Source organism: Microbacterium sp. NPDC089695 (genome assembly GCF_044749085.1).
Classification (GTDB): Bacteria; Actinomycetota; Actinomycetes; order Actinomycetales; family Microbacteriaceae; genus Microbacterium.
The window spans coordinates 1,223,896-1,241,482 of record NZ_JBIVHG010000001.1; the positions used below are offsets into that span (position 1 = coordinate 1,223,896).

The 17,587-nt window shown below is 70.9% G+C and carries 18 protein-coding genes; 8 read left to right on the forward strand and 10 right to left on the reverse strand.

The window, feature by feature from the left end:
- Positions 1–66 precede the first annotated feature (66 nt).
- The 4 genes from ACIPYT_RS06045 to ACIPYT_RS06060 form a co-directional block, all read right to left on the reverse strand.
- Positions 67–300: a hypothetical protein gene (locus ACIPYT_RS06045; protein ID WP_401071614.1), complete on the reverse strand. Its 234-nt coding sequence runs from the start codon at positions 298–300 to the stop codon at positions 67–69.
- 69 nt (positions 301–369) lie between these two features.
- Positions 370–705, reverse strand: a complete 336-nt coding sequence (locus ACIPYT_RS06050; RefSeq protein WP_401071616.1) for a hypothetical protein — start codon at positions 703–705, stop codon at positions 370–372.
- 127 nt (positions 706–832) lie between these two features.
- On the reverse strand, positions 833–1,147 hold the full coding sequence (locus ACIPYT_RS06055; RefSeq protein ID WP_401071618.1) for a protealysin inhibitor emfourin: 315 nt from the start codon (positions 1,145–1,147) through the stop codon (positions 833–835).
- Positions 1,122–2,186, reverse strand: coding sequence for a M4 family metallopeptidase (locus ACIPYT_RS06060; protein WP_401071620.1), 1,065 nt, complete (start codon positions 2,184–2,186; stop codon positions 1,122–1,124). Before ACIPYT_RS06060 ends, ACIPYT_RS06055 begins: the two co-directional genes overlap by 26 nt.
- 237 nt (positions 2,187–2,423) lie before the next feature.
- Between ACIPYT_RS06060 and ACIPYT_RS06065 the strand changes: the two genes are divergently transcribed.
- Positions 2,424–3,629, forward strand: coding sequence for a hypothetical protein (locus ACIPYT_RS06065; protein ID WP_401071622.1), 1,206 nt, complete (start codon positions 2,424–2,426; stop codon positions 3,627–3,629).
- 87 nt (positions 3,630–3,716) lie between these two features.
- The gene (locus ACIPYT_RS06070; RefSeq protein WP_401071624.1) at positions 3,717–4,928 is read left to right on the forward strand and encodes a hypothetical protein; all 1,212 of its coding nucleotides are present in this window, start codon (positions 3,717–3,719) and stop codon (positions 4,926–4,928) included.
- Positions 4,929–5,023: 95 nt separating this feature from the next.
- On the opposite strand, the gene ACIPYT_RS06075 is transcribed toward ACIPYT_RS06070, so the two are convergent.
- Positions 5,024–5,467 (reverse strand): hypothetical protein, encoded by a 444-nt coding sequence (locus ACIPYT_RS06075; RefSeq protein WP_401071626.1) that lies wholly within the window; start codon positions 5,465–5,467, stop codon positions 5,024–5,026.
- Positions 5,468–5,501: 34 nt separating this feature from the next.
- On the opposite strand from ACIPYT_RS06075, the gene ACIPYT_RS06080 reads away from it, so the two are divergent.
- Entirely contained in the window at positions 5,502–7,061 is a 1,560-nt protein-coding gene (locus tag ACIPYT_RS06080; protein ID WP_401074754.1) for an SDR family NAD(P)-dependent oxidoreductase, read from the forward strand.
- Positions 7,062–7,273: 212 nt separating this feature from the next.
- Here the strand turns inward: ACIPYT_RS06080 and ACIPYT_RS06085 are convergent, their stop codons facing one another.
- Positions 7,274–7,612, reverse strand: a complete 339-nt coding sequence (locus ACIPYT_RS06085; protein WP_401071628.1) for a winged helix-turn-helix transcriptional regulator — start codon at positions 7,610–7,612, stop codon at positions 7,274–7,276.
- Between the two features lie 78 nt (positions 7,613–7,690).
- Between ACIPYT_RS06085 and ACIPYT_RS06090 the strand changes: the two genes are divergently transcribed.
- Positions 7,691–8,344: an FMN-dependent NADH-azoreductase gene (locus ACIPYT_RS06090; RefSeq protein WP_401071630.1), complete on the forward strand. Its 654-nt coding sequence runs from the start codon at positions 7,691–7,693 to the stop codon at positions 8,342–8,344.
- A gap of 181 nt (positions 8,345–8,525) precedes the next feature.
- Here the strand turns inward: ACIPYT_RS06090 and ACIPYT_RS06095 are convergent, their stop codons facing one another.
- Together ACIPYT_RS06095 and ACIPYT_RS06100 are read right to left on the reverse strand one after the other, a co-directional pair.
- Positions 8,526–9,608 (reverse strand): sensor histidine kinase, encoded by a 1,083-nt coding sequence (locus tag ACIPYT_RS06095; protein WP_401071632.1) that lies wholly within the window; start codon positions 9,606–9,608, stop codon positions 8,526–8,528.
- A 10-nt stretch (positions 9,609–9,618) separates the two neighbouring features.
- Positions 9,619–10,308 (reverse strand): response regulator transcription factor, encoded by a 690-nt coding sequence (locus ACIPYT_RS06100; protein WP_401071634.1) that lies wholly within the window; start codon positions 10,306–10,308, stop codon positions 9,619–9,621.
- A 103-nt stretch (positions 10,309–10,411) separates the two neighbouring features.
- Between ACIPYT_RS06100 and ACIPYT_RS06105 the strand changes: the two genes are divergently transcribed.
- The 4 genes from ACIPYT_RS06105 to ACIPYT_RS06120 are packed head-to-tail and all read left to right on the forward strand — an operon-like array spanning position 10,412 to position 14,272.
- On the forward strand, positions 10,412–11,011 hold the full coding sequence (locus ACIPYT_RS06105; protein ID WP_401071636.1) for a M15 family metallopeptidase: 600 nt from the start codon (positions 10,412–10,414) through the stop codon (positions 11,009–11,011).
- Positions 11,008–12,249: an alanine racemase gene (alr, locus tag ACIPYT_RS06110; RefSeq protein ID WP_401071638.1), complete on the forward strand. Its 1,242-nt coding sequence runs from the start codon at positions 11,008–11,010 to the stop codon at positions 12,247–12,249. The genes ACIPYT_RS06105 and alr overlap by 4 nt, the downstream gene beginning before the upstream one ends.
- The gene (locus ACIPYT_RS06115) at positions 12,246–13,220 is read left to right on the forward strand and encodes a D-alanine--D-alanine ligase (RefSeq protein ID WP_401071640.1); all 975 of its coding nucleotides are present in this window, start codon (positions 12,246–12,248) and stop codon (positions 13,218–13,220) included. Before alr ends, ACIPYT_RS06115 begins: the two co-directional genes overlap by 4 nt.
- The gene (locus ACIPYT_RS06120; RefSeq protein ID WP_401071642.1) at positions 13,217–14,272 is read left to right on the forward strand and encodes an acyltransferase family protein; all 1,056 of its coding nucleotides are present in this window, start codon (positions 13,217–13,219) and stop codon (positions 14,270–14,272) included. Before ACIPYT_RS06115 ends, ACIPYT_RS06120 begins: the two co-directional genes overlap by 4 nt.
- On the opposite strand, the gene ACIPYT_RS06125 is transcribed toward ACIPYT_RS06120, so the two are convergent.
- Both ACIPYT_RS06125 and deoD read right to left on the reverse strand, forming a co-directional pair.
- Positions 14,244–16,748 carry a DEAD/DEAH box helicase gene (locus ACIPYT_RS06125; protein WP_401071644.1) on the reverse strand — a complete coding sequence of 835 codons (2,505 nt, stop codon included), beginning with the start codon at positions 16,746–16,748 and terminating at the stop codon, positions 14,244–14,246. The two genes, ACIPYT_RS06120 and ACIPYT_RS06125, sit on opposite strands and share 29 nt — an antisense overlap.
- 124 nt (positions 16,749–16,872) lie before the next feature.
- The gene (gene deoD, locus ACIPYT_RS06130) at positions 16,873–17,586 is read right to left on the reverse strand and encodes a purine-nucleoside phosphorylase (RefSeq protein ID WP_401071646.1); all 714 of its coding nucleotides are present in this window, start codon (positions 17,584–17,586) and stop codon (positions 16,873–16,875) included.
- Position 17,587: the final 1 nt, after the last annotated feature.

Consider the following 17,587-nt stretch of genomic DNA (forward strand, 5'->3'; position numbering starts at 1 on the left):
CGGCCACATTCGCGTGATCGGGCCGAGGGAAGGGCAAAAGGCCGAGCGCAGCGGCGGTGCGCGGGTTCAGTCCTCCGGCTCGGGCTCGCGGTTCTCGGTCGAGACGGCCGAGGGCGCGGGCGGGGCCACCGGGAAGACGATCGAGCTCACATCCCCGGTCGTCTCGGCGCCGAGGCCGATCGACAGCGGGTCGACGGACGGCGCGGTGCCGAGCACCTCGGACTCGCCGTGCTCGAGAGGCTCGGAGGGCAGCGCCCACTGCTTCTCTTCTTCTTCGGGTCGTTGCTGGAACAGTCCCATGCGTCCCATTGTCACCCCGCGCGCGCGGGTCGAGCGCGGATTCACACGGGATTGATCGGATGCTGTGGCTCAGTCCGATGCCGCCCGGCGGAAGGTGAAGTAACCCGAGACGGCACCGTGGTTCACCACGCCCGTTCCGGTGCTCAGCATCCGCTGCGAGGTCGTGGCGCCGGACTCGACGAACGTGTAGCCGGTGTGCTCGAGTCGCCAGCCGAGGCGCTCGACCTCGCTGAGGAAGTAGCCGACGCTCTCGTTCTGCACGTAGTCATTCGACGCCGATCCCCATGATGAAGGCTCGCCGGTCAGGCGGCTCACCTCGAGGTGCAGGTGCAGCAGCAGATCGCCGCGGGCGTGAGCGTCGCGGGCGAGGCCCAGCAGCCGCGTGGCCTCCTCGGATGTCAGCATGGTGTCCTCCGTACCGGCTCGGTTCGACTGTCTCGGCATCCAGGGTATGCCGCCGCGATGCCGGATGCCGGATGCCGGATGCCGGATGCCGCACGCCGCGTCGACGACGTTTCGAGCCTGTGCCCTGTCAGTCGGACGCCGCGCGCACGGCGTCGACGAGCGCCCGCCAGGGGCCGTCGAGGGCCGAGTCGGGCATCTCGCGTTCGCGGTGCTCGTCAGGAGTGCGCACGCGGATCACCCAGACGAACCGGTCGGCGCCGCGCCCGGCATCCGCGTCGTCGTCCCACGGGCACTCGTCGACCATGCTGATCCACTCGGGCGCATCGGCGGGGTCGGGTTCGACCTGCCACTGACGGCGGATGCCGGCGATGCCGCCCGTGCGCACGACCACGATGACGACTCTCGCGTCGCTCGCGTCAGTCGGTGCCTCGGGCTGGCTCATCTCCATAGACTCCCACGGTCGTCCACGCGCGTCGAGCGGCTGTCGCCGTGGCCTCGTCGACGGCGCCGGCGGCCGCGACCGTGGCGTCGGCGAACTCGGTGAACGTCGCGGTGCTCGACAGGCCGCCCGTGAGGGCCCGGTACCAGACGGTGCCCGCGGTCTCCCATGCCTTGCCGCCGAGATCGATCGCGAAGAGTGCGAACGCCCGGTTCGGGATGCCGGAATTGATGTGCACGCCGCCGTTGTCCTCCGTCGTGCGCACGAAGCCGCTCATGTGGTCGGGCTGCGGGTCCTTGCCGAGCTCGTCGTCGTCATAGGCCGTGCCGGGGGCGATCATCGACCGCAGCGCGTCGCCCTCGACGGCATCCGTGAAGATCTCCGCGCCGATGAGCCAGGTCGCGTCGGCCGCGCTCTGGTCGTTCAGGTACTGCTCGGTGAGAGCGCCGAACACGTCGGCGATCGACTCGTTGAGCGCGCCCGGCTGCCCCTGGTACTCGAGGTTCGCCGTGTGCTGCACGACGCCGTGCGCGAGCTCGTGCCCGATCACGGTGGTCGATGCGGTGAACCCCGTGAAGACCTCGCCGTCGCCGTCGCCGAAGACCATGCGCTGGCCGTCCCAGAACGCGTTGTCGTAGTCGACCCCGTAGTGAACGGACGCGTCGAGCGGCGCCCCGGCATCGTCGAGCGAGTTGCGGGCGAACGCCGACAGCAGCAGCTCGAACGTCGCTCCGAGCCCGTCGAAGGCCTGGTTGACCGAGGCGTCGTCGACGGGCGGGTCGTCTTCGGAGCGGACCACGGCGCCGGGCAGCGTCTGCGTGTTCGCGGCGTCGCTGATCGTGCGGTTCGGTGCGTCGGAGAGCTGCGCGACGAGGTCGCCGTTCTCGTCGATCGACAGGTCTATGCGGGCGCGGAAGGGCGGTCGCCCGGCAGTCAGCGTCTGCCGCGCGGCGGCGGCCGCACGCGGGTAACGGCCGGACTCGGCCAGGCGCGCGAGCAGGTAGGACGGGACGACTCCGGGGGATGCGACGTGGCTGCTCATGTTCCGACCCTACGCCGGGGGTCCGACGTCGCGGCGGCTCCCGAGCATCCTCTCGCCGCCATGTCGTCCCGTCTTGCGTCGAGACCCGCACCCTGTCGGGAGGAGTTCTCGCGCTCGGGAGGAGGAATCCGGAGCATTCCTCCTTCCAAGCGCGAGATCTCCTTCGCAACCCGCGCGTCCCCGCGCCACACCCCGCACCAACTTGAGATTGAGAATCGTTCTCAATAGGGTGAGGACGTGCCCCGATCCCTCACCGCGACCGCCGCGACCGCCGCCACCGCCGCCACCCTGCTCGCCGCCGCCATGCTCACCTCCTGCTCCGCACCGGCGGAGTCGACGGCGTCGCCGACCCCGAGCATCCCCGCGGCTGACGGCGTCGACGGCGGCGGCGCGGAAGAGGTCGCGGCCCCGGCATCCGCTCTCCTCGTCGCCGACGAGCGGGGAGCGATCACGATCCTCGACCTCGATGCCGACGACCGCGAGAGCATCGACGGCGACGGCGACGTGCTCGGCGAGGGGCGTTTCGCCTACCGCACGCACGAGTCCGATGGCGAGGCCCGCGTGGAGATCATCGACTCCGGCCGCTGGACCGTGCCGCACGGCGACCACTCGCACTCCTTCCTCGGTGCGGCGGGTCCGGTCGAGACGGTCGAGGGCGCGGGCAGCCCTCGCGTCACGATCGGCGACCACGCCACCGCCGTGCTGTTCTCCGACGGCCTCGCGCTCGTCGATCACGAGACCGTCGGCGACGAGGAGCCCGCGCGGATCCCGCTGGCGACCACGGCGGAGTTCGTCGTGCCCTTCGCGGGGCACCTGCTCGCCGCCACCGGATCGACGGTCGACGTGCTCGACGCCACCGGCTCCCCGACCGGAGCGGGCAGCGCATGCGTCGACCCCTTCGACGTCGACATCACCCGCGTCGGCGCGGTGATCGCGTGCGCCGACGGCGCCGTGCTCGTCACCCGCGAGGTCGGCGGGATGCTGGTCGCCGAGGCCATCCCGTACACCGAGGGCGCGCCCGCCCCCAGCGCCCTGAGAGGACGCGCCGACCGCCCTGATCTCGCCGGTGTCGCCGGCGACGGGGGAGCCTGGCTGCTCGACTCCCGAGCGCGCACCTGGACCCTGCTGCCCACGGATGCGCCCCTCGTCGCGGCGGCAGCGCTCGGCGACGACGACGGCCGCACCGTCGTGGTCGCCGACGACGGCACGATCCGCGTCCTCGGCGCTGACGGTTCCGAACTCGCCCGCACCGCACCGCTCGTATCCGCCTCGCTCGCCGACCCCGACGCCCGCGCCCGGATCACGCTGCTCGTCGACGCCGAGCACGCCTACGTCTCGGATCCGGCCTCCGGCACGATCCACGAGATCGACCACCGCGACGACGCCGTCGTCACCCGCGCGTTCACCGGCCTCGACCCCTGGCACGTCCAGCTCGTCGGCTGACGATCGACCGCGCACCCCTCACGTCGAGAGACACCCCGACGGCGCAGCCGTCACCCCGAGAGATCCACCAGAAGAAGGAGAACACCCATGTCCCGACCTGCCCACAGCCGCCTCGCCGCCGGCGCACTGGCCGCGGTCGTCGCGGTCGCGCTCGCCGGATGCGCCGGCGCCGCCCCCACGGCATCCGGAGGGTCCGCGGCCCCCGACGAACACGCGCACGAGAGCGACACCCGCATCGCGGTCACCTACGACGGCGGCGTCGCGGTGCTCGACGGCGAGACGCTCGAGACCGTCGACACGGTCGATCTCGGCGGCTTCCTGCGCGTGAACGGCGCCGGAGATCACGACGGTCACGTCTTCGTCACCGCGGCCGACGGCTTCCACGTGCTCGACACCGGGCTCGCCTCGGATGCCGTGGAGCTGACCGGCGAGGTCTTCGAGGCCGAAGCCGCGGGTCACGCGACCCCGCACGCGGGACGCACCGCGCTGTTCGACGACGGTACCGGAGAGGTGCGCGTGTTCGACACCGACGCGATCGGCACCGGAACGCTCCCCGCGTTCGACACGATCGCGTCGGAGCAGGCACATCACGGCGTCGCGATCGAGCTCTCCGACGGCACGCTGCTCTCGACGCTGGGCACTGCGGAGTCGCGCAGCGGCGTGCGGCACCTGGATGCCGGGGGCGCGGAGCTCGCGCGCAACGAGGAGTGCCCCGGCGTGCACGGCGAGGGTGCGCTGAAGGGCGAGGTCGTCGTGTTCGGATGCGAGAACGGGGCGCTCGTGTTCGACGACGGCGCGTTCACGAAGGTCGCCGCCCCCGACGCCTTCGGCCGTTCGGGCAACGCCTACGTGACCGACACGAGTGCGATCGCGGCGATGGACTACAAGACCGATCCCGACCAGGAGGGCTACCTGCTGTCGGCGCTCGCGCTCGTCGACACGGCCGCGAAGAGCATGTCGATCGTCGACCTGCCCGAGGGCATCGAGTACACCTGGCGGGGCGTCGGCCGCAGCGCGCACGACGACATCGTCGTCCTCTCCGCAGACGGCTCGCTGAACGTGCTCGACGAGTCGGGCGAGATCGTCGATTCGTGGGATGTCATCGAGCCCTGGGAGAGCCCGGCCGAGTGGCAGGAGCCGCACCCGGGGCTCCGGGTGGTCGGCGACATCGCCTACGTCACGGAGCCGGCGTCCGACCGCATCCTCGCCGTCGATCTGCACACCGGCGAGGTGACGGCCGACGTGACTCTCGACGTCACCCCGAACGAGTTCGTGGTGGTGGGGGCTGCCGGGCACTGACCCTCGCGTCGCCCACGTGACGCCTCCCGTCCGGCACCTCCCGTCGGGATCCAGCGCGGATTCCGACGGGAGGTGCCGTGTGAGTGGCCCCGGGGTCAGTCGCGCGCGATCTCGATCACGGTCGTTCGCGCGCCCCCGGATTCGTACCGCACCGGCATCCCCGGGTGCTCGAGGGAGAACCAGAAGACGCCGTCGGTCGTGTCGTAGCGCAGGCAGACGAGGTCTCCGAGTTCGGTCGTGATCGTCTCGGATGACACCCTGGTCGTCGTGGCGTCGAAGGCCGCGTGACCCTGCAGTTCGGTCCACGTCACGCGGTTCGCCGCGACGTCGCCCGGCGCCGACTCGTCCCATCGTTCGAGCGTCGCGCCCTCGGCATCCGCGTCACGGAAGAGGTTCACGCGCAGGGCATGGGTGCCGTCGGGTCGGTCGACGCGGATGCGGATGGTCTTTCCCGTTCCGGTCGCGTCGCGGATCTCGTCGGCGGTGAACGGGGTCGGCAGGAGCCCCGGGCCGAGGAGGTGCGGATCGGATGCGGTCATGCAGACATTCTGCGCCTCCGCGGGGTTCGGCGGAATGACGACCACCCGCGGCCGGCGCCCAGGTCTCTCGCGTAAAATCGGGACAGTGACCGACGCGAACCCCGAACTCGGCGCCGGCCTCGACCCGGACGACCTCGCCACGACGCTGCGCGTGCTCCGTGAGCTGCACACGATCGACAACGAGCATCCCGACTTCATCGCCGTGCGTCAGGCGACCGCCGCGATGTTTAAGGACGTCAAGCGCGTGCGCCGCAAGCAGATCCGCGACGCGATCGCCGAAGCCGACAAGGCCGTGGTCGCGCGCACCGCGACCGGCGCACCCGACCGCATCGACGACGAGACGCGCGGCAACGACCTCGCCTCGAGCGTCGCCGACTCGGCGATCGCGGGCGAGCTGCTCAAGCCCCGCAACTGCTACATCTGCAAGCAGCCCTACACGATCGTCGACGCGTTCTACCACCAGCTCTGCCCCGACTGCGCGCGCTTCAGCCACGGCAAGCGCAACGCCCGCACCGACCTCACCGGCAAGCGCGCCCTGCTCACCGGCGGACGCGCGAAGATCGGCATGCACATCGCGCTGCGGCTGCTGCGCGACGGTGCGCACACCACGATCACCACGCGCTTCCCGCGGGATGCCGTCCGTCGCTTCTCGGCGCTGCCCGATTCTGCCGACTGGCTGCACCGTCTGCGCGTCGTCGGCATCGACCTGCGCGACCCGGCCCAGGTCATCGGCCTCGCCGACTCGGTCGCGGCGCAGGGTCCTCTCGACATCCTCATCAACAACGCCGCGCAGACCGTGCGCCGCTCGCCCGGTGCGTACTCGCTGCTCGCGGATGCCGAGCTGCAGCCTCTTCCCGACGGACCGCTGCCCGAGATGGAGACGTTCGGGCACACCGCCGACCCGCATCCTCAGGCGCTGCAGGCGTCGGTCGATGCGCATCCGCTGTTGTCGGTCGCCGCGCTCGGCGGCACGGTGGCCGAGCAGGGAGGTCAGGCGCTCACCGCCGAAGACCTCGCGCGTCTCGCGATGGCCCCCGGGTCGTCGTCTCTCGAGAAGCACGCCGACGGCACCGCGATCGACGCGGGTGGCCTCGTGCCCGACGTCAACCGCGTGAACAGCTGGGTGCAGTCGGTCGACCAGGTCGATCCGCTCGAGATGCTCGAGGTGCAGCTCGCGAACACCACAGCGCCGTTCCTGCTCATCAGCCGCCTGCGCGCCTCGATGGCGGCGTCGTCGTCGCACCGGAAGTACGTGGTCAACGTGTCGGCGATGGAGGGGCAGTTCTCGCGCCGGTACAAGGGCCCGGGGCATCCGCACACCAACATGGCGAAGGCCGCGCTCAACATGCTCACGCGCACGAGTGCGGGGGAGATGCTCGAGACGGACGGGATCCTCATGACCGCGGTCGACACGGGATGGATCACCGACGAGCGCCCGCACTACACGAAGGTGCGCCTCGCGGAGGAGGGGTTCCACGCCCCGCTCGACCTCGTCGACGGAGCCGCCCGCGTGTACGACCCGATCGTGCGCGGTGAGGCCGGCGAAGACGTCTTCGGCGTCTTCCTCAAGGACTACGAGCCCAGCCCCTGGTGACCTGACACCGGCGCCGTCGGGGGCGTCGGGGGCGTTCGCGTCCGTGACGTTCTGGGGCGTGACGTTCAGGCCCGTGACGTTCTGGGGGCCGACACGCCAGATGTCGGACGTTTCTGCCGGATGCGGGCGGCATCTGGCGTGTCGGCCCCCGAATCGTACGAGCGTTTCTGCAGGGGCTGGGCGACGAATGCCCCGGGATCGGATGCCGGGGCCTACCGCGCCGGCGCCTCCAGTGTCGCGGAGGCCCAGGCGCCGAGCTGGTCGAGGATCGGCAGCAGGCCGCGGCCGCCGTCGGTGAGCGCATACGAGACGGTGACGGGCGGACCCGCGTCGACGGAGCGTTCGACGAGGCCGGCGTCGGTCAGTTCGCCGAGCCGATCCGACAGCACGGTGTCGCTGATGCCGGTGACCGCGCGCCGCAGGGCCACGAACGTCGATGGGCCGCCCCCGAGCGACGCCAGGATCATGCCGTTCCATCGCTTTCCGAGCACGCTAAAGGCCAGGGTGACGGCGGCGTCGCACCTGTTCAGATCGTGACCGGGCTCGGACATGACTTCATTCTACCTGTGCTACGTTAACCCGAGTCGCTAAGAAAAACAGAGCGACTACGAAAAACGAAAGGCACCGTCATGTCCCTGTTCCGCCTGGATGCCAGCATCCTGCCCGCGTCGTCCGCCAGCCGATCGCTCGCCGACCTCGTCGAGGCCGAGTGGACGGCATCCCACCCCGACTCCACCGTGACCCGCCGCGATCTCGCCGCCGACCCCGTGCCGGCGACCGCGTGGGCCGACGCCGTGACCGGCGGTTTCGTCGACGAGGCACAGCGCACGCCCGCGCAGGTCGAGGCCCGCGCGCTCGCGACCACGTTCGCCGACGAGCTGATCGGCGCCGACGCCCTGCTCTTCGCGGTGCCGCTCTACAACTACGGCGTCTCGCAGCACTTCAAGACCTGGTTCGACCTCTCCTACACAGACCCGCGCATCGACCCGCAGGGCACGGCGCTGCGCGGCAAGCCCGCGACGCTCGTGACCGTGCTCGGCGGTAACTACGCCCCCGGCACACCCAAGGAGGGCTGGGACCACTCGACCGCATGGCTGCGCCGCGTGCTGGAGGATGTCTGGGGCCTCGACCTGCGCGTCGTGCAGCGGCCGTTCACGCTGGTGGGCGTGAACCCTGCGCTCGACGCCTTCGCCGACACGGCGCGCGAGCTCAAGGAGAACGCGGAGTCCGACGCGCGGACCTTCGGCCGCGAGCTCGCCTCGCGCCGCGGCGAGGTGGCCTGACCCCGGCATCCGCCCTCCGGCCTTGACGTTCCGGGGGCCGACACGCCACACGGCGGACGTTTCCGGGGAAAACGTCCGACATCTGGCGTGTCGCCCCCCGGACTGTAACGGGTCAGGCCCCCCGGAGTGTGCGCACGGAACGGGACGCCGGCGGGCGGATCTCCGGGCGCACCCGCAGGAGTCAGGCGCCCGGCCCGGCGTACGGATGCGGGAGCCACACCGTCACGTTCAGGCCGCCGCCCTGGCGCGGGGTGAGCACGAGCGATCCGTCGTGGGCCTGGGCGATGCGCTGGACGATCGCGAGGCCGAGGCCGACGCCGGCGTGATCCTCGTCGCGGGCGCGCTCGGCTCCGCGCTGGAAGGGCTCGGCGAGGGTCGCGACCCGGTGCGGCGCGAGCAGCGCTCCGGTGTTCTCGACCACGAGCGCGACGGCCTCGGGCAGCACGTGCGTGCGCACCACGACCGTGCCCTCCGCCGGCAGGTTGTGCACGACCGCGTTGTGCACGAGGTTCGTGATGAGCTGCTGCAGCAGTGCGGGGTTGCCGAGAACGTGTGCAGTGTCGCCCCCGACGTCGATCGCCACAGCCCGACGGTCGGCGAGGGGCAGCAGGGTCTCGACAGCCTCTTCGGCCAGCAGCGACACGTCGAGCGGTTCGCGCGTGAACACGCGGCGTTCGGCGCGGCTCAGCAGCAGCAGCGCCTCGGTGAGCTCGATCGCCCTCGCATTGACCTCGTGCAGGCGGGCGATCAGCGCGTCGACGTCGCGGTCGGGGTCGTCGCGGGCGACCTCGAGCATGGTCTGCGAGATCGCGAGCGGGGTGCGCAGCTCGTGCGAGGCGTTCGCGGCGAACCGCTGCTGCTCGGCGACGTGCGCCTCGAGCTGCTCGAGCATGGTGTCGAACACGTCGGCCAGGTCGCGGAACTCGTCGCGCGGTCCTTCCAGGTCGACCCGGTGCGACAGCGATCCCTGGGCGGCGAGCTGCGCCGCGCGTCCGATGCGGCCGAGCGGTGCCAGCATCCGTCCGGCGAGCAGCCATCCTCCGCCGAGCCCGATCGCGAGCAGCACCATCATGACGATGATCGCGGCCGGGATGAACGCGCGGATGAGGTCGGAGCGATTCGGCACGAACAGGTCGATCGTCGTGACGATGTTCACATCCGGCACGTACCGCAGTAGCCACAGCGCGACCGCCGCGAGCAGCAGCACCCCCGAGACCACGACGACGCCCGCGTAGCTGAGCGTGAGCTTCCACCGGGCGCTCATGCCCCGGCGTCTACGCGTCGGCGACGGCATCCGTCTGTCCTTCCGTGCCGATCCGGTAGCCGACGCCCGGCACCGTGACGATGAGTCCCGGCTCGCCCAGGCGCTTGCGCAGCGACGACACCGTGATGCGCACGGCGTTCGTGAACGGGTCGGCGTTCTCGTCCCACGCGCGCTCCAGCAGCTCCTCGGCGCTCACGACACCGCCGGCGGCGTCGACGAGCACCTCGAGCACCGCGAACTGCTTGCGGGTGAGGGCGACGTAGCGTCCCTCGCGGAACACCTCGCGGCGGAACGGGTCGAGACGCAGACCGGCGATCTCGAGCACGGGCGGACGCACGCGCTGGCGGCGCCGGTCGAGGGCACGCAGCCGGAGCACGAGCTCACGCAGCTCGAACGGCTTGGTGAGGTAGTCGTCGGCACCGATCTCGAAACCCGAGGCCTTGTCGTCGAGACGGTCGGCCGCCGTGAGCATGAGGATAGGGATGCCGCTGCCCGAGGCCACGATCCAGCGGGCGACGTCGTCGCCGGACGGGCCGGGGATGTCGCGGTCGAGCACCGCGAGATCGTAGGCGTTGACGCTCAGGAGTTCGAGCGCGGTGTCGCCGTCGCCCGCGATGTCGGCGGCGATCGCCTCGAGGCGCAGTCCGTCGCGCACGGCCTCGGCGAGGTACGGCTCGTCCTCGACGATCAGCACGCGCACGACAGGGCTCCCATGTGCTCAGAGCTTACGCACCCCGACATATCGGGAACGTATGCAAAACCGCATACGACCTCGCAACATGCTCCCTTCTTGACTGGGCACCATGAACACCTCTTCCGTCCTCCGGCGTCGCCGCCTCGTCACGACCGTCGGCGTCGTGCTGCTCGCCTCGGCCGTCGCCGGCTCGATCGCCGTGATCGGCCAGCAGTCGCTCGCCTCCGCATCCACCGTGTCGTCGGGTACGGTCACCGAGGCCGACGGTCTGATCCGCCACGAGGGCGCTGTGACGGTGTTCGACGACGTGCCCGCGGTCACGAACCTCGACTCCGATCTGCTCGCCGCGGTGCGTGCCGCGGCGACCGCTGCCGACGACGACGGCGTGCGCATGCACGTCAACAGCGGATGGCGCTCGGCGGCGTATCAGGAGCAGCTCCGCAGGGATGCGGTCGCGACCTACGGCTCGGAGGAGGAGGCGGCGCGCTGGGTCGCGACGCCCGAGAACTCCGAGCACGTCTCGGGTGGCGCGGTCGACCTCGGGCCCGTCGCCGCGCAGGACTGGCTGGCGCGCCACGGCGCCGAGTTCGGCCTGTGCCAGATCTACGCCAACGAGCGCTGGCACTTCGAGCTGCGTCCCGCCGCGATCGCGAACGGCTGCCCGCTCATGTACGACGACCCCACGACCGACCCGAGGACGCAGCGATGACCACGACGATCCCCGCCCCACCGACCTCGTCGCAGCGGCTCAGCCTGTCTCGCATGCACGCGCCGACACTGCACACGATCCCCGCCGCGGTCGCCGCCAACACGGCCCGCGTCCGCGCGGTGACGAGTGCGCGCATCATGGCGGTCGTGAAGGCTGACGGCTACGGGCACGGGTCGGTCGCCGTCGCACGGGCGGCGGTCGCGGCGGGTGCGGAATGGCTGGGAGTGACGGATGCCGTCGACGGCGTCGCCCTGCGCGAGGCCGGGCTCGACGTGCCGATCCTCGCCTGGCTCAACCCCTCGGGTGTCGACGCCGCCCAGGTCTCGGCGGCGGGCATCGACATCGCGGTCGGGTCGCTCGACGAGATGCGACAGCTGATCGCGGATGCCGCCGGCGTCGCCGATCCCGTGCGCGTGCACCTGCACATGGACACCGGGATGACGCGCGGCGGTGTGCCGCTCGAGGACTGGGCCGAGCTGCTGCACATCGCGCGAGCCGGTCGGGGTCGCATCGAGGTCGTCGGCGTGATGGGGCATCTGCCGCGTGCGGACGAGGCCGATCCCGCGGCGAACGCCCCTGCGGTGCTGCGCCTGCGTCACGCGCGCGACGCCGTGCTGCGGGCGGGCTTCGGGCCGCTGATCGTGCATCTCGCCGCGACCTCGGCCGCCCTCACCGATCCCTCGACGCACTTCGACCTGGTGCGCGTCGGCGCGGGGCTCGTGGGCATCGACCCCTCGGAGTCGGTGGAGCTGTGCGGAGCGGGGCGGCTCACGGCATCCGTGGTGCACAGTCGGGTCGCGTCCGCGGGCACTCCCGTGGGCTACGGCGGTGCGTTCGTGACGTCGAACGAGACGCATCTCGCCGTGGTCGGCGTGGGCTATGCCGACGGCATCCCTCGCGAGCTCGCCCCGGGCGCATCCGTCGCGATCGACGGCGTGCGCTGTCCGATCGTCGGCCGCGTCTCGATGGACCAGATCGTCGTCGACACGGGCGACAGGGTCGTGCCGCGCGGCGCCACGGCCGTCGTGTTCGGGCCGGAGGGCGGGGCCGTGCCGAGCATCCGGGAGTGGGCGCGGTGGGCCGACAGCATCCCGCACACGATCGTGACGGGCATCGGGGCACGCGTGCAGCGCGGGATCGAAGGAGATCTCACGAACCGAAGGACGGATGCGGCGATCTCATCCTTCGCAGCGGGAGATCTCCTGCGCGGTGCGCGCGGGCAGGAGGGAGTCGCGTGAGGGTGCTCGTGATCGGAGGGGGCCAGAACGCCGAGCACGAGGTGTCGCTCGCCTCGGCCGCCGCGGTGGCCGAGTCGCTGCGCGGCGGTCATGAGGTGATCGAGGTCACGATCTCGCGAGAGGGCGTGTGGACGATGTCGGGACGAGCGGATGCCGGTACGCCGGCGCTCTCGCTCGCCGGGATCCTGCCCGTGCTCGCCGAGATCGATGTCGTGTTCCCGGCGGTGCACGGCGCCCTCGGCGAGGACGGCGCTCTCGCGGCGCTGTGCGCGCTCGCGGGGGTGCGGGTCGTCGGGTCCGGTCCGCGCGCGGGAGCGATCGGCATGGACAAGTGGGCCACGAAGCTCGTGGCGCAGGCGGCGGGTCTCCGTGTGGCGCGGGGACGGGTCGTGGATGCGTCGCAGATCGGCGATGTCGAGTTCTCCGGTGCCTGGCGCGACGTCGACGGCCCGGTCGTCGTGAAGCCCGTGTCGGCGGGGTCGAGCTACGGGGTCGGCCTAGTGCGCGAGCCCGAGGAGCTCGCAATCGCGCTGCACGAGGCCGCGCGGTTCGACCGCCGGATCCTCGTCGAGGAGGTCGTGCGGGGGCGGGAGATCGACGTGGCGGTGATTCGCGAGGCCGGGGGAGTGCGGTGGGCGGCGCCGCCGTTGGAGATCGAGGCTGAGGGCCTGTTCGACACCGCGACGAAGTACGACGGCACCGCGCGTTTCACGGTGCCCGCGGCGCTCACCGCTGACGAGCACGCGGCGCTCACCCGTGCCGCGCTGACGATGTTCGACGCGCTGGGGTGCGCCGGCGTCGCCCGCATGGACTTCTTCCTCACCGACGAGGGCCCGATCCTGAACGAGGTCAACACGATGCCGGGACTCACCGCCGCATCGCAGGTTCCGCGCATGTTCGCGGCCGCTGGGGTGTCGTACGTCGACCTCGTCGACCGCCTCGTGCGGGCAGCCGAGGTGCCGGGGCGGTGAGGGCCCGCGTCGGATGGCCCGATGTCGCGAAGGGGCTGTGCATCATCCTCGTGGTGCTGTGGCACGTCGTCACGAAGCATGCGATCGATGCGCCGGGCGCAGGGTCGGTGACGGATGCCTGGGCGACCCTCAACGCGCAGCTGCTCCCCCTGCGGATGCCGCTGTTCTTCCTGATCTCGGGGATGTTCGCCGGGCGTGCGATCCTCGCCGTCGACGGCGCGTCGTGGCGACGGCGCGCCGTGCGGCTGCTGTCGGTGTACGTGATCTGGGTGCTGATCCAGACCGTCGTGCTCGCGCTCACCCCCGACTTCGACACCGCGCGGGCGACGGACGGATGGGAGCTGCTGGCTCAGCTCACGATCAGTCCCACGAACCTCTGGTATCTGCTCGCGCTCGCCGTGTACCTCGTGATCGCCCGTCTGACCCGGGACCTCCCGACGGCGTTCGTGCTGCCGGTCGCCTTCGTGGTGGCGGCGTTCGCGGCGGCCGGGCTGATGCCCGACCTCGGAAACCTGTGGCAGGTCGTGCAGAACCTGTTCTTCTTCCTCGCCGGGCTGCGGCTGCGCGACGCGGTCGAACGGTTCGCCGCGTCCACCGGCATCCTGCGCGCTCTCGCGCTCGCCGCGGGGTTCGCCGGCGCGACCGCGGTGGTGGGGGTGCTCGGGATGCGGGGCTGGCCCGGTGTCTGGCCGCTGCTCGCGGTGCTCGCGGTCGCGTGCGGGGTGGCGCTGTGCGCGCTCGTCGATCGGCACGCGTCGGCGGTCGCGCGGCCGTTGCGATGGATCGGGCAGCGCACTCTCCCGATCTACGTGCTGCACATGATCCCGCTCGCGCTGATCGACGAGGTGCTGCGGGCGACGGGATGGCGGACGACCCCGGTGGTCGAGGCGGTCGAGCCGATCGTCCTCACCGCAGTGGTGATCGCGCTGTGCCTGGCACTGCACGCGATTCTCGTGCGGCTGCAACTCGGGGTGCTGTTCGACCCGTTGCCGCTGTGGGACCGCCTGCGCGGGTATCGAGCCGCTACAGCCGGTCGACGCCCGTCACCGTGACGACCGCGACGCCCTCCTCATCGGAGGCGGCGAGGTCGACCGTCGCGGAGATGCCCCAGTCGTGGTCGCCGGCCGGGTCATCGATGATCTGACGCACGGTCCATTCGGTCGCGCCCTCGGTGAGGAGCAGCAGCTGCGAACTGCGGGCGTTCGGCCCGGTGAGGATCTCGTCGTGGTCGGCGAAGTAGCCGTCGAGCGCATCCGACCAGGCGTCGGCGCCGAACGCGGGGTCGAGCTCGGCGAGCGCGGAGACGTCGTCGCGCGCGGCGAGCTGTACCCGACGGAACAGCTCGTTGCGCACGAGGATGCGGAAGGCGCGGACGTTCGCGGTGAGGCGCTTCGGGGCCGGCGGCACGATCGGCTCGTCGTCGTGATCCTGCGGCACGCCCGCGACGAGCTCCTCCCATTCGTCGAGCAGGCTCGAGTCGACCTGGCGCACGAGTTCGCCCAGCCACTCGATGAGGTCGCGCAGGTCTTCGTCCTTGAGCTCCTCGGGGATCGTCTGCGAGGCCGCGCGATAGGCATCGGAGAGGTAGCGGAGCACCACGCCCTCGGAGCGCGCGATCTTGTAGTAGGCGACATATTCCCCGAACGACATGGCGCGCTCGTACATGTCGCGGACGACGGACTTCGGATGCAGTTCGAAGTCGCGGATCCAGGGCTGCGCCGCGCTGTAGGTCTCGAAGGCCGCGGTCAGCAGTTCGTCCAGCGGCTTCGGATACGTGACCTCCTCGAGCAGCTCCATGCGCTCGTCGTACTCGATGCCCTCGCGCTTCATGGCCGCGACAGCCTCGCCGCGGGCCAGGAACTCCTGCTGTCCCAGCACGGCGCGGGGGTCGTCGAGGGTGGATTCGACGATCGAGATCATGTCGAGCGCGTACGAGCCGGTGCCGGTGCCGGCCGCCGGATCGGGGTCGAGCAGTTCGAACGCCGCGAGGGCGAACGGCGACAGCGGCTGGTTGAGTGCGAAGTTCGGCTGCAGATCGACCGTGAGGCGGATGTCGCCGTCATCGGTGCGCTCGACGACACCGGATTCGAGCAGCGTTCGGTAGATGCCGATGGCGCGTCGGGCGAGGTCGCGCTGCCGTGCGCGCGGCTCGTGGTTGTCGTATACCAGTGCGCGCATATTCGCGAACACGTCGCCACCGCGGGCGATCACGTTCAGCATCATGGCGCTCGTGATCTGCATGTGCGAGGTCAGCGTCTCGGGATCGGCATCGATCAGTTTGCGGAACGACGGCTCGCCCCACGACACGAATCCGTCGGGCGCCTTCTTGCGGATGATCTTGCGCTTCTTCTTCGGGTCGTCGCCGGCCTTCTTGATCGCCGCGATGTTCTCGCTCTCGTGCTCCGGAGCCTGAGCGACCACGGTTCCGGCCGTGTCGTACCCGGCGCGGCCCGCGCGCCCGGCGATCTGGTGGAACTCGCGGGCGTTGAGCTGCCGCATCCGGGTGCCGTCGAACTTCGTGAGCGCCGTGAGCAGCACGGTGCGGATCGGCACGTTGATGCCGACGCCGAGCGTGTCGGTGCCGCAGATCACGCGCAGCAGTCCGCGCTGCGCGAGCTGTTCGACGAGCCGGCGGTACTTCGGCAGCATCCCGGCATGGTGCACGCCGATGCCTGCGCGCAGGAAGCGCGAGAGCGTCTTGCCGAACGCCGTCGTGAAGCGGAACCCGCCGATCAGCGCCGCGATCTCGTCGCGCTGCTCGCGCGTCGCGACCTTGGTGCTCGACAGCGCCTGCGCCCGCTCCATCGCCGCCGCCTGCGAGAAGTGCACGACGTAGATCGGCGCCTGTCCCGTGCCGAGCAGATCGTCGATCGTCTCGTGGATCGGCGTGGTCTCGTAGAAGTAGTGCAGAGGCACAGGCCGTTCGACGCCCGTGACGGATGCCGTGTCGCGGCCGGTGCGGCGGGTGAGGTCGGATGCGAGCTGCGTCACGTCGCCGAGAGTGGCCGACATCAGCACGAACTGCGCCTGGGGGAGTTCGAGCAGCGGCACCTGCCAGGCCCACCCGCGGTCGGGGTCGGCGTAGAAGTGGAACTCGTCCATGACGACCTGGTGCACCGCGGCATCCGACCCCTGGCGCAGCGAGAGGTTCGCGAGGATCTCGGCCGTGCAGCAGATGATCGGCGCGTCGGCATTGACCGAGGAGTCGCCCGTGATCATGCCGACGTTCGCGGCCCCGAACACGTCGACCAGGGCGAAGAACTTCTCGCTCACGAGGGCCTTGATCGGAGCGGTGTAGTACGAGCGGCGCCCCTCGACGAGCGCGGCGTAGTGGGCGCCGACCGCGACGAGCGACTTCCCCGTGCCGGTGGGCGTCGAGAGTATGAGGTTGTTGCCCGAGACGATCTCGATCAGAGCCTCGTCCTGCGCGGGGTAGAGGCTGATACCGGTGGACTCGACCCATTCCACGAACGCCGTGTAGACGGCATCCGCGTCGGAGCCGTCGGGCAGGGTCGTCGGGTCGAGCATCCTCCGATCCTTTCATCCCGTCACAACTCCGGAGAAACGGCTCGCTTCGAGCAGGCAGGCGGCCTGTCCGAGCGGGATCGGCGGATTTTCCGGAGTTATGACAGCGGACAGCCCAGCCCAGCCCTCAGACCGAGGTCGCGGCGCGCAGCGCGATGCGGATCATGTCGCCGAACGTCTGCTCGCGCTCCTGCGCCGTGGTCTCCTCGCCCGTGACGATGTGGTCGGAGACCGTGCAGATCGCGAGGGCGCGGCGCTCGTAGTACGCGGCGAGCGTGTAGAGGCCCGCGGCCTCCATCTCGACCCCGAGCACACCGTGCTTCACGAACGGCTCCGTGAGCTCGGGGCGGGTGCTGTAGAACTGGTCGCTCGAGAACAGCAACCCCACGTGCACGGCCGACTCGATCGGCTCCGACTCGCTCGCCTCGACCGCCGCGCGCAGCAGGCCGAAGTCGGCGACGGGGGCGTAGTCGAGACCGTGGAACCGCACACGGTTGATGCCCGAGTCGGTGCAGGCACCGTTCGCGATGACGATGTCGCGCACCGCGAGCTTCTCGGTCAGGGCGCCGCACGAACCGACCCGCACGATCGTCTGCACGTCGTAGTCGGAGAACAGCTCGTTGGCGTAGATCGCCATCGAGGGCTGGCCCATCCCCGAGCCCTGCACCGAGACGCGGTGGCCCTCCCACGTGCCGGTGAATCCCAGCATCCCGCGGGCCTCGGAGTACAGCTCCGCATCGTCGAGGAACGTCTCGGCGATCCACTTCGCCCGCAGCGGGTCGCCGGGGAACAGGACGACGGGGGCGATCTGGCCGGGCTCTGCGGCGATGTGCGTGCTCATG

Excerpts from the sequence above, each read along its gene's own strand:
- ACIPYT_RS06125 (WP_401071644.1), bottom strand. The coding sequence starts at position 16,748 with ATGCTCGACCCGACGACCCTGCCCGACGGCTCCGACGCGGATGCCGTC.
- ACIPYT_RS06045 (WP_401071614.1), bottom strand. The coding sequence starts at position 300 with ATGGGACTGTTCCAGCAACGACCCGAAGAAGAAGAGAAGCAGTGGGCG.
- ACIPYT_RS06050 (WP_401071616.1), bottom strand. The coding sequence starts at position 705 with ATGCTGACATCCGAGGAGGCCACGCGGCTGCTGGGCCTCGCCCGCGAC.
- ACIPYT_RS06105 (WP_401071636.1), top strand. The coding sequence starts at position 10,412 with ATGAACACCTCTTCCGTCCTCCGGCGTCGCCGCCTCGTCACGACCGTC.
- ACIPYT_RS06055 (WP_401071618.1), bottom strand. The coding sequence starts at position 1,147 with ATGAGCCAGCCCGAGGCACCGACTGACGCGAGCGACGCGAGAGTCGTC.
- ACIPYT_RS06075 (WP_401071626.1), bottom strand. The coding sequence starts at position 5,467 with ATGACCGCATCCGATCCGCACCTCCTCGGCCCGGGGCTCCTGCCGACC.
- ACIPYT_RS06085 (WP_401071628.1), bottom strand. The coding sequence starts at position 7,612 with ATGTCCGAGCCCGGTCACGATCTGAACAGGTGCGACGCCGCCGTCACC.
- ACIPYT_RS06070 (WP_401071624.1), top strand. The coding sequence starts at position 3,717 with ATGTCCCGACCTGCCCACAGCCGCCTCGCCGCCGGCGCACTGGCCGCG.
- alr (WP_401071638.1), top strand. The coding sequence starts at position 11,008 with ATGACCACGACGATCCCCGCCCCACCGACCTCGTCGCAGCGGCTCAGC.
- ACIPYT_RS06095 (WP_401071632.1), bottom strand. The coding sequence starts at position 9,608 with ATGAGCGCCCGGTGGAAGCTCACGCTCAGCTACGCGGGCGTCGTCGTG.
- ACIPYT_RS06060 (WP_401071620.1), bottom strand. The coding sequence starts at position 2,186 with ATGAGCAGCCACGTCGCATCCCCCGGAGTCGTCCCGTCCTACCTGCTC.
- deoD (WP_401071646.1), bottom strand. The coding sequence starts at position 17,586 with ATGAGCACGCACATCGCCGCAGAGCCCGGCCAGATCGCCCCCGTCGTC.
- ACIPYT_RS06090 (WP_401071630.1), top strand. The coding sequence starts at position 7,691 with ATGTCCCTGTTCCGCCTGGATGCCAGCATCCTGCCCGCGTCGTCCGCC.
- ACIPYT_RS06080 (WP_401074754.1), top strand. The coding sequence starts at position 5,502 with ATGACGACCACCCGCGGCCGGCGCCCAGGTCTCTCGCGTAAAATCGGG.